This window comes from Streptomyces sp. NPDC014889 (assembly GCF_043081205.1).
Classification (GTDB): domain Bacteria; phylum Actinomycetota; class Actinomycetes; order Streptomycetales; family Streptomycetaceae; genus Streptomyces.
The window spans coordinates 532,563-548,170 of record NZ_JBIBWH010000001.1; the positions used below are offsets into that span (position 1 = coordinate 532,563).

Annotated in this window: 14 protein-coding genes; 5 read left to right on the forward strand and 9 right to left on the reverse strand. The window is 71.1% G+C overall.

Annotated elements, in window-relative coordinates:
* Nucleotides 1–13: 13 nt before the first annotated feature.
* From pgl to tkt, 5 genes are read right to left on the reverse strand one after another with little or no spacing between them, the layout of a single operon-like run.
* Nucleotides 14–754: a 6-phosphogluconolactonase gene (gene pgl, locus ACF09J_RS02395; RefSeq protein WP_392303640.1), complete on the reverse strand. Its 741-nt coding sequence runs from the start codon at nt 752–754 to the stop codon at nt 14–16.
* Nucleotides 755–792: 38 nt separating this feature from the next.
* Complete coding sequence (gene opcA / locus ACF09J_RS02400) at nt 793–1,797, reverse strand: glucose-6-phosphate dehydrogenase assembly protein OpcA (RefSeq protein ID WP_392303491.1); 1,005 nt, start codon at nt 1,795–1,797, stop codon at nt 793–795.
* Nucleotides 1,794–3,332, reverse strand: a complete 1,539-nt coding sequence (zwf, locus tag ACF09J_RS02405; RefSeq protein WP_392303492.1) for a glucose-6-phosphate dehydrogenase — start codon at nt 3,330–3,332, stop codon at nt 1,794–1,796. The genes opcA and zwf overlap by 4 nt, the downstream gene beginning before the upstream one ends.
* A gap of 4 nt (nt 3,333–3,336) precedes the next feature.
* A complete protein-coding gene (gene tal, locus ACF09J_RS02410; RefSeq protein WP_392303493.1) occupies nt 3,337–4,455 on the reverse strand; it encodes a transaldolase in 1,119 nt (372 codons plus the stop codon).
* Between the two features lie 34 nt (nt 4,456–4,489).
* Nucleotides 4,490–6,592, reverse strand: coding sequence for a transketolase (tkt, locus tag ACF09J_RS02415; RefSeq protein ID WP_392303494.1), 2,103 nt, complete (start codon nt 6,590–6,592; stop codon nt 4,490–4,492).
* Nucleotides 6,593–6,966: 374 nt separating this feature from the next.
* Here tkt and ACF09J_RS02420 point away from each other — a divergent pair, with 374 nt between their 5' ends.
* The 3 genes from ACF09J_RS02420 (at nt 6,967) to ACF09J_RS02430 (ending at nt 9,579) form a co-directional block, all read left to right on the forward strand.
* A complete protein-coding gene (locus ACF09J_RS02420; protein WP_392303495.1) occupies nt 6,967–7,953 on the forward strand; it encodes a heme o synthase in 987 nt (328 codons plus the stop codon).
* A gap of 93 nt (nt 7,954–8,046) precedes the next feature.
* A complete protein-coding gene (locus ACF09J_RS02425) occupies nt 8,047–8,379 on the forward strand; it encodes a hypothetical protein (protein ID WP_392303496.1) in 333 nt (110 codons plus the stop codon).
* A gap of 93 nt (nt 8,380–8,472) precedes the next feature.
* Nucleotides 8,473–9,579 carry an amidohydrolase gene (locus ACF09J_RS02430; RefSeq protein ID WP_392303497.1) on the forward strand — a complete coding sequence of 369 codons (1,107 nt, stop codon included), beginning with the start codon at nt 8,473–8,475 and terminating at the stop codon, nt 9,577–9,579.
* A 49-nt stretch (nt 9,580–9,628) separates the two neighbouring features.
* On the opposite strand, the gene ACF09J_RS02435 is transcribed toward ACF09J_RS02430, so the two are convergent.
* Genes ACF09J_RS02435 through ACF09J_RS02450 form a run of 4 tightly spaced genes read right to left on the reverse strand, consistent with a single transcriptional unit; the run spans nt 9,629 to nt 13,225 of the window.
* Nucleotides 9,629–10,636 (reverse strand): heme A synthase, encoded by a 1,008-nt coding sequence (locus ACF09J_RS02435; RefSeq protein ID WP_392303498.1) that lies wholly within the window; start codon nt 10,634–10,636, stop codon nt 9,629–9,631.
* 45 nt (nt 10,637–10,681) lie between these two features.
* On the reverse strand, nt 10,682–11,461 hold the full coding sequence (locus tag ACF09J_RS02440; RefSeq protein WP_392303499.1) for an ABC transporter permease: 780 nt from the start codon (nt 11,459–11,461) through the stop codon (nt 10,682–10,684).
* Entirely contained in the window at nt 11,458–12,381 is a 924-nt protein-coding gene (locus ACF09J_RS02445; RefSeq protein ID WP_392303500.1) for an ABC transporter ATP-binding protein, read from the reverse strand. Before ACF09J_RS02445 ends, ACF09J_RS02440 begins: the two co-directional genes overlap by 4 nt.
* Nucleotides 12,382–12,412: 31 nt before the next feature.
* Nucleotides 12,413–13,225 (reverse strand): aminoglycoside N(3)-acetyltransferase, encoded by an 813-nt coding sequence (locus tag ACF09J_RS02450; RefSeq protein ID WP_392303501.1) that lies wholly within the window; start codon nt 13,223–13,225, stop codon nt 12,413–12,415.
* Between the two features lie 162 nt (nt 13,226–13,387).
* Here ACF09J_RS02450 and ACF09J_RS02455 point away from each other — a divergent pair, with 162 nt between their 5' ends.
* Both ACF09J_RS02455 and sufB read left to right on the forward strand, forming a co-directional pair.
* Complete coding sequence (locus ACF09J_RS02455; RefSeq protein ID WP_392303502.1) at nt 13,388–14,158, forward strand: helix-turn-helix transcriptional regulator; 771 nt, start codon at nt 13,388–13,390, stop codon at nt 14,156–14,158.
* A complete protein-coding gene (gene sufB, locus ACF09J_RS02460; protein WP_392303503.1) occupies nt 14,155–15,576 on the forward strand; it encodes a Fe-S cluster assembly protein SufB in 1,422 nt (473 codons plus the stop codon). The genes ACF09J_RS02455 and sufB overlap by 4 nt, the downstream gene beginning before the upstream one ends.
* The last annotated feature ends 32 nt before the right edge of the window (nt 15,577–15,608 follow it).

Genomic DNA, 15,608 nt, shown 5'->3' on the forward strand with positions numbered 1-15,608 from the left:
CACCTTGCCGTTTCTACGCCGAGGCCGGCGGATACAGCGATCTCGGCAGCTGGGAGGCCGCCGCCGTGTCCAGGAGCCACAGGGTGCGGGCGCGGCCCTGGGCGCCGGCTGCCGGTGCCTGGATCTCGCCCGCGCCCGACAGGGCCATCGCCACCGCGTTGGCCTTGTCCTCGCCGGCCGCCAGCAGCCAGACCTCACGGGCCGAGCGGATGGCGGGCAGGGTGAGGGAGACGCGGGTGGGCGGCGGCTTGGGGGAGCCGTGCACGCCGATCACCGTACGCTCCGTCTCGCGCACCCCCGGATGCTCCGGGAAGAGGGACGCGACATGGGTGTCCGGGCCGACGCCCAGCATCAGGACGTCGAACGACGGGACCGCGCCGTGGTTCTCGGGGCCGGCCGCGAGGGCCAGCTCCTCGGCGTAGGCCTCCGCCGCCGCCTCGACGTCCGCGCCGTGGGGACCGTCCGACGCGGGCATGGCGTGCACGCGCTTGGGGTCCAGCGGCACGGAGTCCAGCAGGGCCTCGCGGGCCTGCGTGACATTGCGCTCCGGATCGCCCTCCGGCAGGAACCGCTCGTCGCCCCACCACAGGTCGAGCCGGCCCCAGTCGATCGCGTCGCGGGCGGGCGCGGCCGCCAGCGCGGCCAGGACGCCGTTGCCGTTGCGGCCGCCGGTGAGGACCACGGACGCCGAGCCCGTCGAGGCCTGCGCGTCCACGATCCGGGTGATCAGCCGGGCCGCGGCGGCCTGCGCCATCAGCTCCTTGTCGTGGTGGACGACAAGCTGCGGAGTGCTCACTTGGCGGCCTCCTCCTGGGGCACGGGCACGGCGACCGGCTCCTTCGCCGACGGCCTGGAGCCGTCGGACGCCGTGGTGCCCTCCAGCCGGTCCACGCCGAACCGCAGCGCGGACGCGTACGTGTCGTCCGGGTCCAGCCGCCGCAGCTCCTCCGCGATCAGCTCGGCCGTCTCCCGCCGCTTCAGCGCCACCGCGCGCTCCGGCTGCCCCTGGATGGACAGGGTCGCCAGCCTGCCGTCGGCCCGGTCCAGGGCGATCGGGCCGCAACTGGTGTCCATGCGGACCGCGGTCAGACCGGGCCCCGTGGACCGCGAGCGCCTGACCGGTACGTCCAGCCGGTCCGCGAGCCACATCGCCAGCAGCTCGCAGCTCGGGTTGAACTCCTCGCCCTCCACCTCCACGGCCCTGACCTCGCAGGTGACCTGGTCGAGGGCCGCGGCCAGCATGGAGCGCCACGGCGTGATCCGGGTCCAGGACAGGTCCGTGTCGCCGGGCGTGTACGCCTCGGCCCGCGCCGAGAGCTCCCGCACCGGCTGCTCGGAGGCGTAGGTGTCGGTGACCCGGCGCTGCGCCAGGGCGCCCAGCGGGTCCTGGGCCGGGTCGAGCGGGGCGTTCACCGGCCACCAGACGACGACCGGCGCGTCGGGCAGCAGCAGCGGCAGCACCACCGACTGGGCGTGGTCGGCCACCTCGCCGTGCAGGCGCAGCACGACGGTCTCGCCCGTGCCGGCGTCCGCGCCCACCCGCACCTCGGCGTCCAGCCGCGAGGACGTGCGGTCGCGCAGGGTCCTGGCGTGCCGCTTGATGACGACCAGCAGGCGCGAGGGATGCTCGCGGGAGGCGTCGCCGGCGGCCTTCAGGGCGTCGTAGGCGTTCTCCTCGTCGGTGACGATGACCAGCGTGAGCACCATGCCCACGGCCGGGGTGCCGATCGCCCGCCGGGCCTGCACCAGCGACTTGTTGATCTTGCTGGCCGTGGTGTCGGTCAGGTCTATCTTCATGGCCGGCGCCAGCTCCGTCCGTCTCGTGCGAGCATGTCGTCCGCCTCGGCGGGCCCCCATGTCCCGGACGGGTACTGCGCGGGCCTGCCGTGCTTGTCCCAGTACGTCTCGATCGGGTCGAGGATCCGCCAGGACAGCTCGACCTCCTCGGTGCGCGGGAAGAGGTTGGAGTCACCCAGCAGCACGTCCAGGATCAGACGCTCGTACGCCTCCGGGCTGGACTCCGTGAAGGACTCGCCGTAGGCGAAGTCCATCGACACGTCCCGGATCTCCATCGACGTGCCGGGCACCTTCGAGCCGAAGCGGACCGTGACGCCCTCGTCCGGCTGGACGCGGATGACGATGGCGTTCTGCCCGAGTTCCTCGGTGGCCGAGGTGTCGAAGGGGGAGTGCGGGGCCCGCTGGAAGACCACCGCGATCTCGGTGACCCGGCGGCCCAGGCGCTTTCCGGTGCGCAGATAGAAGGGGACGCCCGCCCAGCGGCGGTTGTCGATCGCCAGCTTGACGGCCGCGTAGGTGTCGGTCTTCGACTTCTTGTCGATGCCCTCTTCCTCGAGGTAGCCGATGACCTTCTCGCCGCCCTGCCAGCCCGCCGCGTACTGCCCGCGCACGGTCGACTTGCCCAGGTCCTTGGGCAGCTTCACCGCGCCGAGCACCTTGGTCTTCTCCGCGGCCAGCGCGTCCGCGTCGAAGGAGGCAGGCTCCTCCATCGCGGTCAGCGCGAGCAGTTGGAGCAGGTGGTTCTGGATGACGTCGCGGGCGGCGCCGATGCCGTCGTAGTAGCCGGCCCGGCCGCCGATGCCGATGTCCTCGGCCATGGTGATCTGGACATGGTCGACGAAGGACCGGTTCCAGATCGGCTCGAACATCGTGTTGGCGAAGCGCAGCGCCAGGATGTTCTGGACGGTCTCCTTGCCCAGGTAGTGGTCGATGCGGAAGACCTGGTCCGGGGCGAAGACCTCGTGCACGATCGAGTTGAGCTCCTCGGCCGACTTCAGGTCGTGGCCGAAGGGCTTCTCGATGACCGCGCGCCGCCACGAGCCGTGGCTCTGGTCGGCGAGCTGGTGCTTCTTCAGCTGCTGGATGACCACGGGGAAGGACTTCGGCGGCACCGACAGGTAGAAGGCGAAGTTGCCGCCCGTGCCCTGCGCCTTGTCCAGCTCCTCGATCGTGCCGCGCAGCCGCTCGAACGCGTCGTCGTCGTCGAAGGTGCCCTGCACGAAGCGCATCCCCTGGATGAGCTGCTGCCAGACCTCCTCGCGGAACGGCGTGCGCGCGTGCTCCTTGACGGCGTCGTGCACGACCTGCGCGAAGTCCTCGTGCTCCCAGTCGCGGCGGGCGAAGCCGACGAGCGAGAAGCCCGGCGGCAGCAGGCCCCGGTTGGCCAGGTCGTACACCGCGGGCATCAGCTTCTTGCGCGACAGATCGCCGGTGACACCGAAGATGACCAGGCCCGACGGCCCCGCGATGCGCGGGAGCCGTCGGTCGGCGGGGTCACGGAGCGGGTTCGCTCCGGTGACGGTAAGGGGCGCCAAGGTCTCAGCCCTCCGCGGGAGCGAGGCGCTCCAGCTCCGCCTCGGTGGACTTCAGCAGGTCGTTCCAGGACGCCTCGAACTTGTCGACGCCCTCGTCCTCCAGGACCTGGACCACGTCGTCGTAGGAGATCCCGATGCGCTCCAGCGCGGCGATGTCGGCGCGGGCCTGCTCGTAGGTGCCGGTGACCGCGTCGCCGCGGATCGCGCCGTGGTCCTCGGTGGCCTCCAGGGTGGCCTCGGGCATGGTGTTCACCGTGTTCGGCGCCACCAGCTCCTCGACGTACATGGTGTCCTTGTACGCCTTGTCCTTCACCCCGGTGGACGCCCACAGCGGACGCTGCTTGTTGGCGCCCTCCCGCTCCAGCGCGCTCCACCGGTCGGAGGAGAAGACCTCCTCGTACGCCTCGTAGGCCAGACGCGCGTTGGCCACGCCCGCCTTGCCGCGCAGCGCCTTGGCCTCGTCGGTGCCGAGCTCGTCGATCCGCCGGTCGATCTCGGTGTCCACGCGGGACACGAAGAAGGACGCCACCGAGTGGATCTTCGACAGGTCCAGGCCGCGCGCCCGGGCCTTCTCCAGACCGCTCAGGTACGCGTCCATCACCGCGCGGTAGCGCTCCAGCGAGAAGATCAGGGTGACGTTGACGCTGATGCCGTTGCCGATGGTCTCGGTGATCGCCGGCAGGCCCGCCATGGTGGCCGGGATCTTGATGAGCGTGTTGGGCCGGTCGACCAGCCAGGCGAGCTGGCGGGCCTCGGCGACCGTCGCCTTGGTGTTGTGCGCCAGGCGCGGGTCCACCTCGATGGAGACCCGGCCGTCCTTGCCGCCGGTGGCGTCGAAGAGCGGACGCAGGATGTCGGCGGCGTCGCGGACGTCCGCCGTCGTGATCATGCGGATGGCCTCCTCCACCGTGACCCGGCGGGCGGCCAGGTCGGAGACCTGCTGCTCGTAGCCGTCCCCGTGCGAGATGGCCTTCTGGAAGATCGTCGGGTTGGTGGTGACGCCCACGACGTGCTGCTGGTCGATCAGCTCGGCGAGGTTGCCGGACGTGATCCGCTTGCGCGACAGGTCGTCCAGCCAGATCGCGACGCCTTCGTCGGAAAGGCGCTTCAGTGCGTCTGTCATGGAAAATGCATCTCCTACGGGTCGTATATGAGCGTCAGCGCTGGGCGGCGGCGATGGATTCCCGGGCCTTGTCGGCCACATTCTCGGCAGTGAAGCCGAACTCGCGGAACAGCACCTTGGCGTCCGCCGAAGCACCGAAGTGCTCCAGGGAAACGATGCGGCCGGCGTCTCCCACGTACTTGTGCCAGGTCAGACCCACACCTGCCTCGACCGCGACGCGCGCCCGCACGGCCGGGGGCAGCACGCTGTCCCGGTACCCCTGGTCCTGCTCCTCGAACCACTCCACGGACGGCATGGACACCACACGGGTGGGGATGCCCTCGGACTGGAGCCGCTCACGGGCCTCCACGGCCATGTGCACCTCGGAACCGGTGGCGATCAGGACGACCTGTGCCTCGGTGTTCTGCCCGTCGGGCCCTTCCGCCTCGAACATGACGTAACCGCCGCGCGCGGCGTCGTCGTTGGGCTCGTACGTCGGCACGCCCTGGCGGGTCAGCGCCAGACCGTGCGGGGCGCCCTTGCCGAACTCCTTGGTCCAGCGGCGCAGGATCTCGCGCCAGGCGATCGCGGTCTCGTTGGCGTCGGCCGGGCGCACGATGTTCAGACCCGGGATGGCGCGCAGCGAGGCCAGGTGCTCGACCGGCTGGTGGGTGGGGCCGTCCTCGCCCAGACCGATGGAGTCGTGCGTCCAGACGTACGTCACCGGCAGGTGCATCAGGGACGACAGGCGCACCGCGTTGCGCATGTAGTCGGAGAACACCAGGAAGGTGCCGCCGTAGATGCGGGTGTTGCCGTGCAGCGTGATGCCGTTCATGGCCGCGGCCATGGCGTGCTCACGGATGCCGAAGTGGATGGTGCGCCCGTACGGGTTCGCCTCCGGCAGCGGGTTGCCCTCGGGCAGGAACGACGACGTCTTGTCGATGGTGGTGTTGTTCGAGCCGGCGAGGTCGGCCGAGCCGCCCCACAGCTCCGGGATCACCTCGCCGAGCGCCTGGAGCACCTTGCCGGACGCGGCGCGCGTGGCGAGGCCCTTGCCCGCCTCGAACACCGGGATCTTCTCGTCCCAGCCGGCGGGCAGTTCGCCCGCGGCGATCCGGTCGAACTCGGCGGCCCGCTCGGCGTCGGCCTCGCGCCAGACCTGGAGGGACTTCTCCCACTCGGCCCTGGCCCGGCGGCCCCGCTCGACGGCGGCGCGGGTGTGGCGCAGCACCTCGTCGGAGACCTCGAAGTGCTGTTCGGGGTCGAAGCCGAGGACACGCTTGGTGGCCGCGACCTCGTCCTCGCCCAGTGCCGAGCCGTGCGCGGCCTCGGTGTTCTGCGCGTGCGGGGCCGGCCAGGCGATGATCGAGCGCATCGCGATGAAGGACGGCCGGTCGGTGACGGCCTTGGCCGCCTCGACGGCCGCGTGGATCGCCTGCGGGTCGAGGTCGCCGTCCTCCTTGGGCTCCACGCGCTGCACGTGCCAGCCGTAGGCCTCGTACCGCTTGACGGTGTCCTCGGAGACGGCCGTCTCGGTGTCGCCCTCGATCGAGATGTGGTTGTCGTCCCACAGCAGGATCAGGTTGCCGAGCTTCTGGTGGCCGGCCAGCGAGGACGCCTCGGCGGAGATGCCCTCCTGGAGGCAGCCGTCACCGGCGATGCAGAAGACGAAGTGGTCGAACGGGGACTCGCCCGCGGGGGCCTCCGGGTCGAACAGACCGCGCTCGTAGCGGGCGGCCATGGCCATGCCCACCGCGTTGGCGACGCCCTGGCCGAGCGGGCCGGTCGTGGTTTCCACGCCCGCCGTGTGCCCGTACTCCGGGTGGCCGGGCGTCTTCGAGCCCCAGGTGCGGAAGGACTTCAGGTCGTCCAGCTCCAGCCCGAAACCGGCCAGGTACAGCTGGGTGTAGAGGGTCAGGGAGGAGTGGCCGGCGGACAGTACGAAACGGTCGCGCCCCACCCACTGCGGATCGGCCGGGTCGTGCCGCATCACCTTCTGGAAGAGGGTGTAGGCGACGGGAGCCAGGCTCATCGCCGTACCGGGATGGCCGTTGCCGACCTTCTGTACGGCGTCGGCGGCCAGGACGCGCGCGGTGTCCACGGCACGCTGGTCCAACTCGGTCCACTCGAGGTCTGTGGTGGTCGGCTTGATGCTCACCCTGGGTCAGGGCTCCTCTCCACATGTCGGATGCCGGCGTACGGGGGGACCGCGCACCGGTTGCCGGCGTTCTCGGCGTCGGCCGGCCTTTGTCGAGCCTATCCCGTCAGAACGTGCGTTTTTCCGCGTCGTTCCAGAGTGCCGGGACTCTCTGAGATCCGCCTCCCCGCTGGTCGGAATCGCATTCGGCACATGAATACGGACCTGCTCATTCGATCGCTCAATCGAGCCGGATCGTGCCCTTCCGGAGGGCCCTGCCAACACGACCCGACCCCCGCGAATGTCCGGGTCTGGGCAACGTCTACAGTGGCGTGGTACGCGCGAGTCCTTACCGTCGGTTCACACGGGCGGCTCGCTGGGAGTCTCTGTCAGGGGTGTGCGTGACGGCCGTCGAATCCCGTCCAGCGGGTGGGGGCACCACCCACGCCTTCAAGGCTGTGGGGGAGCTCGGTGCGAGCCAGAGCCCGAGCCACCGGCCGTTCGGGGCCCGTGTCAAGGCGTTCGTGGCGCTGACCAAGCCGCGGATCATCGAGCTGCTGCTGATCACCACCGTTCCGGTGATGTTCCTGGCCCAGCGGGGCGTGCCCGACCTGGGACTGGTCGTGCTCACGTGCGTCGGCGGCTACCTGTCCGCGGGCGGCGCCAACGCGCTGAACATGTACATCGACCGCGACATCGACGCGCTCATGGACCGCACCTCCCAGCGTCCGCTGGTCACCGGCATGGTCAGCCCGCGCGAGTGCCTGGCCTTCGGCATCACGCTGGCCGTCGTCTCCACGCTGCTCTTCGGCCTCACCGTCAACTGGCTGTCCGCGTGGCTGTCGCTCGGCGCGCTCCTCTTCTACGTCGTCGTCTACACGATGATCCTGAAGCGGCGCACGTCGCAGAACATCGTGTGGGGCGGCATCGCCGGCTGCATGCCGGTGCTGATCGGCTGGTCATCGGTCACCGACTCGATGTCGTGGGCGCCCGTCATCCTCTTCCTCGTGATGTTCTTCTGGACGCCGCCGCACTATTGGCCGCTGTCCATGAAGGTGAGGGAGGACTACGCGCGCGTGGGCGTGCCGATGCTGCCGGTCATCGCCTCGAACAAGGTGGTCGCCCGGCAGATCGTGATCTACAGCTGGGTGATGGTCGCGGTCTCGCTGCTGCTGACCCCGCTCGGCTACACCGGCTGGTTCTACACGGTGGTGGCGCTGGCCGCGGGCGGCTGGTGGCTGTGGGAGGCGCACGCGCTGCAGAACCGGGCCAAGGCCGAGGCGACCGGCGTGAAGCTGAGGGAGATGCGCCTGTTCCACTGGTCCATCACCTATGTGTCGCTGCTGTTCGTGGCGGTGGCGGTGGATCCCTTCCTGCGCTGACCTCTCGCCGGGACGCCCCACGGGCGGGGTACGTGGTCAAGGCCACGCACCCCGCCCTTCGCTGTTTGATCTACTCGCGGGTAGCATCTGGCCATGGCAGACACGCAGCAGGTTGACCCCAGGGCCGAGCGCAGGGCCGCCCGTCTCGCCCGGCGGATCGGCTCCTTCTCCAAGGCCCACGGAGGCGCCGAGGGGCAGGTCGCGTACCTCGGGGAGCGCGGCGCCAGGATCGTCCTGGTCGGCGAGGACGGCACCTGGGGCGACCTCGTGGCCCCCACGTACGCCATCGCCGAGAAGGCGGTGGAGAAGTCCGGGATCACCGTCCACGAGACGTTCGACGGCGCGCTCGCGGCCAAGGTGCGGACGGGCCCGTACGAGTGGAGCCGCATGGCGGGACTCCAGGTGGGCGGCCCGTCCAACCGCTGACCGGATCCGGACACCGGGGCCGGCAGTCACCTGACGGCCGGTTCACCCGTTAGGACCTTCAAGGAGGCAGAGGTCCAGCGTCGGGAGAACCGGATGATCGAAACGCCGTCCCTCGTGGACCAGCACTGCCACGGGGTGCTCAGAACCGAGCTGGGCCTCGGCACGTTCGAGGCCCGGCTGGCCCGCACCGAGGGCCCGCCCGCGCCGGGCACCACGCTCTTCGACACCCAGACCGGTTTCGCCCTGCGCCGCTGGTGCCCGCCGCTGCTCGGCCTGGAGCCGCACTGCCCGCCCGCGCGCTATCTCGCCCGGCGCCGGGAACTCGGCGTGCTGGAAGCCGGCCGCCGTCTGCTGCGCGGCAGCGGCATCACCACCTACCTCGTCGACACGGGGCTGCGGGGCGATCTGACCGGGCCCGGCGAGATGGCGGCCGCGGGCGGCGCGGCCGCACACGAGATCGTCCGCCTGGAACCGCTGGCCGAGCAGGTCGCCGACACCTCCGGCACCGTCGCGTCGTTCCTCGCCAACCTCGCCGAGGCGGTGCACGGCGCCGCCGCGCACGCCGTCGCCCTGACCTCCGTGGCCGGCCTACGGCACGGGGCCGCGCTCGCGCCCAGACCGCCCGGACCGGGGGAGGTGCGCGGCGCCGCGGGCCGCTGGCTGGCCGGGCGGCGGGCCGGCGGCGAACTGAACGATCCGGTGCTGCTGGGGCATCTGCTGTGGACCGCGGTGGCCTCCGGACGGCCGCTCCAACTGCACGGGGGGACCGGCGGGCCGGCATCGGGCGCCGACCGCGCGGGTCCGGCGTCGCTGACGGAGTTCGCCCGGGCGACGGCGGGCCTGGGCACGGATCTCGTCCTGCTGCACGGCTGTCCCCACCACCGCCACGCCGCCCACCTCGCCGGCCTCTTCCCGCACGTCTACGCCGACTCGGGCGCCGCCCTGGTCCGCACCGGCGCCCGCGCCGCGGCGGTCCTCGCCGAGATCCTGGAGCTGGCGCCGTTCGGGAAGGTCCTCTTCTCCAGCGGGGCACACGGACTGCCCGAACTGCATGTGGTGGGCGCACACCTTTTCCGGGAGGCCCTGGAACGGGTGCTCGGAGGGTGGGTCGCCGAGGGCGCCTGGTCCCCCGCCGACGCACAGCGCGTGGCGGCGATGGTCGCGGCGGAGAACGCGATCCGGGTGTACGGGCTGGGCTGAACGCCGGGGCGGCCGGGGCGACCCCGGGACGCCCCGGGGTGGTCCGGCCTCAGGCCTTCGCCAGTGTCGCCTCGGTGGCCGGACCCGGCAGATCGGCCACGGCCTCCGGCCGCTCGCGCAGCGACAGCAGCACGCGCAGCACCCAGATCCACATGACGCACGAGCCCAGCATGTGCAGGCCGACCAGGACCTCGGGCAGATGCGTGAAGGACTGGACATAGCCGATGACGCCCTGGCCCAGCAGGATCAGGAACAGCTCGCGGGTCCGCGCCAGCGGGCCCCGCGGCGCGTCGACGGCCTTGAGGATGAACCACAGCGCGAACGTCAGCGTGACCACGATCCACGCCAGCACGGCGTGCAGCTTGGCGACCGTCTGCCAGTCGATCGGGATGCGGGAGACCTCCTGGGAGTCGCCCGCGTGCGGACCGGCACCGGTGACCACCGTGCCCACCGCGAGCAGCAGCACACTCGCGAGGACCAGGAACCCGACGAGCTGCCGGATCGGCTTGCCGACCAGCGGGCGCGGCTCGGCGTCGCCCTCGCGGGTGCGCTGCCACATCACCGTGGCGACCGCGATCAGCGCCGAGGAGAGCAGGAAGTGCGCCGCGACGGTGTACGGGTTCAGGCCCACCAGGACCACGATGCCGCCGAGCACCGCGTTGCCCATGACCACCCAGAACTGCGCCCAGCCGAGACGGGTGAGGCTGCGCCGCCACGGCTTCTGGGCACGCGCGGCGACGATCGCCCAGCCCACGGCGGCGCACAGCACGTACGTCAGCATCCGGTTGCCGAACTCGATCACGCCGTGCACACCCATCTCGCGGGTGGTGGTCAGCGAGTCGTCCGTGCAGGTGGGCCAGGTCGGGCAGCCGAGGCCCGAGCCGGTCAGGCGGACGGCGCCGCCGGTGACGACGATGATCACCGCCATCACCAGCGCGGACAGGGCCGCCCGCCGGACGGTCCGCGGGTGCGGGGTCCAGCGTTCGGCGATGAGGGCGAGCGGGTTGCGCGCGGCGGCCACGGCGTCGGCGCGGGTCAGGTTTGCCACGCGATCCATCGTAGGCGTCCGCTTGTGCACCGTTTCACGAGGGTCCATCGCGCCCTACTCCCAACGGAAGAACTTTCCGGCGGCGGCGAGCCCCGCCACCGCCCAGACGGCGAGGATCGCGAGGGCGCCCCACGGCATTCCGGCGCCGTGCTGGAGCACGTCCCGCAGCCCGCCGGAGAGCGCCGAGATGGGCAGCAGGCCGAGCACGTCCTGGGCGACGGGCGGGAACTTGTCCAGCGGTACGACCACCCCGCCACCGACCAGCAGCAGCAGGAAGACCAGGTTGGCGGCGGCCAGGGTGGCCTCCGCCTTCAGGGTCCCCGCCATCAGCAGGCCGAGACCGGAGAAGGCGGCCGTGCCGAGGACCATCAGCAGCAGCACGGCGAACGGGTTGCCGTGCGGCGACCAGCCGAGCGCGAAGGCGATCACGGTCAGCAGCACGACCTGAAGCACCTCGGTGACCAGCACCGACGCCGTCTTGGCGGTCATCAGCCCCCAGCGCGGCAGCGGCGAGGCGGCCAGCCGCTTCAGCACGCCGTAGCGCCGCTCGAAGCCGGTCGCGATGGCCTGCCCGGTGAACGCGGTCGACATCACGGCGAGCGCGAGGACGCCGGGGGTGAGGAAGTCCACGGCCCTGCCCGCGCCGGTGTCGACGATGTCCACGGAGCTGAACAGGACCAGCAGCAGCGTGGGGATGACGACGGTCAGCAGCAACTGCTCACCGTTGCGCAGCAGCATCCTCGTCTCCAGTGCCGCCTGCGCCGCGATCATGCGGGCCAGCGGGGCCGCACCCGGCTTCGGGGCGTACGTACCGGTGGCGGTGGCGGTGGTCATGAGCGCAGCTCCTTGCCCGTCAGCTCCAGAAAAACGTCCTCCAGCGTGTGCCGCTCGACGGAGATGCGGTCCGGCATCACGCCGTGCTGGGCGCACCAGGACGTCACGGTCGCGAGCAGTTGCGGGTCGACCTTGCCGACGACGCGGTACGAGCCCGGGGTCAGCTCGGCGGCCGAGGAGTCGGCGGGCAGTGCCTTGAGCAGCGAGGCGACGTCGAGTCCCGGGCGGCCGGTGAAGCGCAGGGTGTTCTCGGCGCCGCCGCGGCACAGCTCCTCCGGGGAGCCGTGGACGACGACCCGGCCGGCGTCGACGATCGCGACGTCGTCGGCGAGCTGCTCGGCCTCCTCCATGTAGTGCGTGGTGAGGATCACCGAGACACCGTCGGCGCGCAGGTCGCGCACCAGGTCCCAGGTGGCCCGGCGGGCCTGCGGGTCGAGTCCGGCGGTCGGCTCGTCGAGGAAGACCAGTTCGGGCCGGCCGACGACGGCCATGGCGAGCGCCAGCCGCTGCTGCTGGCCGCCGGAGAGCCGGCGGTAGGAGGTCCGCCCGCAGCTTCCCAGCCCCAGCCGCTCGATGAGGGCGTCGACGTCCAGCGGATGGGCGTGCAGTCTGGCGACGTGCCGCAGCATCTCGTCGGCCCGCGCGCCGGAGTACACGCCACCGGACTGGAGCATCACGCCGATACGGGGCCTGAGCTGCGCGGACTGTCTCACGGGGTCGAGGCCCAGGACGCGTACCGTGCCGGAGTCCGGCCGCCGGTACCCCTCGCAGGTCTCGACCGTCGTCGTCTTGCCCGCGCCGTTGGGGCCGAGCACGGCGGTCACGCCCGCCCGGGCCACCAGGTCGAGGCCGTCCACCGCGGTCTTCGTGCCGTACCGCTTCACCAAGGCCTGGACCTGGACCACGGGCTCACTTCGCATGAGGCCAAAGTCTAGGGACGCGCCGGACCGCTCAGGCGGCCGGGTGAGGGAAGTCATCCTCCCGGGGCCGGTGCACCGCGAGCCACCGCTTTGCGTACGCCACCGCGTCCGCCACGGGGAACAGCCGCGACGGGGCGGCGCCCACCGTGCCGCGGGCCACCGGCCGGTCACGCTCGAAGTCGTGCCCGAGCTCGTCGAACTTCTCGGAGGTGACGGAGACGTCGGTGACGATCTCCCAGCCGTGCGGCCCCGGCCGGCCCTCCCGGGCGAGCGGTGCGGGGATCCGGTACTCGGCCAGGTGGAAGCAGGTGCAGGAGCCGTACCCGGCGCCCAGCAGCAGCACCCGGGCCCCGAGCGCCTCCAGCCGGGCGAGCGGGCTCCGCTCGCCGAACCGGCAGTCGGTGGCGTGCCCGCCCACGACTTCTGCGGCGCGCGGCCCGATCGCCGTGAACGAGGCGTCCGGGTGCGCGCTGCGCAGGGCGCCCGGCCAGGTGCGCACGGTCTCCGGTATCACTCCCACCCCGAAGGAGGGGGTGATGCGGGCGTCGTAGGCGGGCATCGTGGCCCGTATGGTGTCCCACCACTCCTCGGGCACCGGAGGCCTGCTCCAGTGCGCCGGGTCGGAGAGGTCGCCGGAGTGGGTGGGGACGACGAGCGTGCCCTCGGGACCGAGCGCCTCGAGCAGTCCCCGGACGACCGCCACCTGGCCGCCGCAGACCCAGCCGAGCGAACTGAGGGAGGAGTGGACGAGGAGGGTCTCGCCGGGGCGTACGCCGAGGTCGCGCAGTCCTTCGGCGATCGTGTCCCGGGTGACGAGCGGGCCGGTCGGCGGGGGTGTGGGCATGGTCGGGGAGTCTGGCGCATCGTTTGCGGGGGGTGCCACTCATTTGATCGATCGGAGATCGTTTCCGCAGGTCGGATTAGGTTTGCCTAAGTGACGCAGGGCACCACCCGTCCGGATCAAGGCCGCTTGTCAGTCCGTGAGGAATTACGCAACAATGGCGTTGTGAAAAACGTCGGCGAGGCTCGGGAGACCCCCAGGGGGGTCCCGCAGGAGGAGTTCGCGGCCGGGGTGCGCTCGGATCGTTCCACGCGCAACCGGGTCGCGCGGTCCATCCTGGACCACGGCCCGTCGACCGTCGCCGAGCTGGCCGGCCGGCTGGGGCTCACCCAGGCCGCCGTACGGCGCCACCTGGACGCCCTGGTCGCCGACGACGTGGTGGTGGCACGGGAGCAGCGGGTGTACGGGGCGCGGACGCGCGGCCGGCCCGCCAAGGTCTTCGCGCTCACCGACTGCGGGCGGGACGCCTTCGACCAGTCGTACGACAAGCTCGCCGCGGACGCGCTCCGCTGGATCGCCGAGCGGGAGGGCGGGCCGGAGGCGGTCGCCGCCTTCGCCCGGGCCCGGATCGCCGCCCAGGCGAGCGCGTACCGCAAGGCGATCGAGGCCGTCACCCCCGAGGAGCGGACCGAAGCGCTGGCCAAGGCCCTGAGCGTGGACGGGTACGCTGCTACGGCGCGCAGCGCGCCCCTCCCGCAGCGGGGTGAGCAGCTCTGCCAGCACCACTGCCCGGTCGCCCATGTCGCGGAGCAGTTCCCGCAGCTGTGCGAGGCGGAGACGGAGATCTTCGCCGAGCTCCTGGGTACTCACGTCCAGCGGCTGGCGACCATCGCGCACGGCGACGGCGTCTGCACGACGTTCATCCCCAAGATTTCCCAGACCGATCACCAAAGCCACAACGCATCCGCAAGCACGGCCGGGAGGAACCCCGCATGACTCTCCCCACGGAGACTGCCCACCCCGAACTCGAGGGCCTGGGCAACTACGAATACGGCTGGGCCGACTCCGACGAGGCCGGTGCCTCTGCCAGGCGTGGTCTGAACGAGGAGGTCGTCCGCGACATCTCCGGCAAGAAGTCGGAGCCGGAGTGGATGACGAAGCTGCGTCTGAAGGGCCTGAGGCTCTTCGAGAAGAAGCCCATGCCGAACTGGGGCTCGGACCTGTCGGGGATCGACTTCGACAACATCAAGTACTTCGTGCGGTCCACGGAGAAGCAGGCGGAGTCCTGGGAGGACCTGCCCGAGGACATCAAGAACACGTACGACAAGCTCGGCATCCCCGAGGCGGAGAAGCAGCGCCTCGTCGCCGGTGTCGCGGCCCAGTACGAGTCCGAGGTCGTCTACCACCAGATCCGCGAGGACCTGGAGGAGCAGGGCGTCATCTTCCTGGACACCGACACCGCGCTGAGGGAGCACCCGGAGCTCTTCAAGGAGTACTTCGGCACGGTCATCCCCGCGGGTGACAACAAGTTCGCGGCGCTGAACACCGCCGTGTGGTCCGGCGGCTCCTTCATCTACGTCCCGCCGGGCGTCCACGTCGAGATCCCGCTCCAGGCCTACTTCCGCATCAACACGGAGAACATGGGCCAGTTCGAGCGGACTCTGATCATCGTCGACGAGGGCGCCTACGTGCACTACGTCGAGGGCTGCACCGCGCCGATCTACAAGTCGGACTCGCTGCACTCCGCGGTCGTCGAGATCATCGTCAAGAAGAACGCCCGCTGCCGCTACACGACCATCCAGAACTGGTCGAACAACGTCTACAACCTGGTCACCAAGCGCGCCGTGGCCTACGAGGGCGCGACCATGGAGTGGATCGACGGCAACATCGGCTCCAAGGTGACGATGAAGTACCCGGCCGTCTACCTGATGGGCGAGCACGCCAAGGGCGAGACCCTGTCCATCGCCTTCGCGGGCGAGGGCCAGCACCAGGACGCCGGTTCCAAGATGGTGCACATGGCGCCGAACACCTCGTCCAACATCGTCTCCAAGTCGGTGGCGCGCGGCGGCGGCCGCACCTCCTACCGCGGCCTGGTCGAGATCGGCGAGGGCGCCGCGGGCTCCAAGTCCAACGTGCTCTGCGACGCGCTGCTCGTGGACACCATCTCCCGCTCCGACACGTACCCCTACGTGGACGTCCGCGAGGACGACGTGTCCATGGGCCACGAGGCGACCGTCTCCAAGGTCTCCGAGGACCAGCTCTTCTACCTGATGAGCCGCGGTCTGAGCGAGTTCGAGGCGATGGCGATGATCGTGCGCGGCTTCGTCGAGCCGATCGCCAAGGAGCTGCCCATGGAGTACGCGCTGGAGCTCAACCGGCTGATCGAGCTGCAGATGGAGGGCGCGGTCGGTTAAGCACCGACCCGGGCCGGCGTGAATCGCCGGCC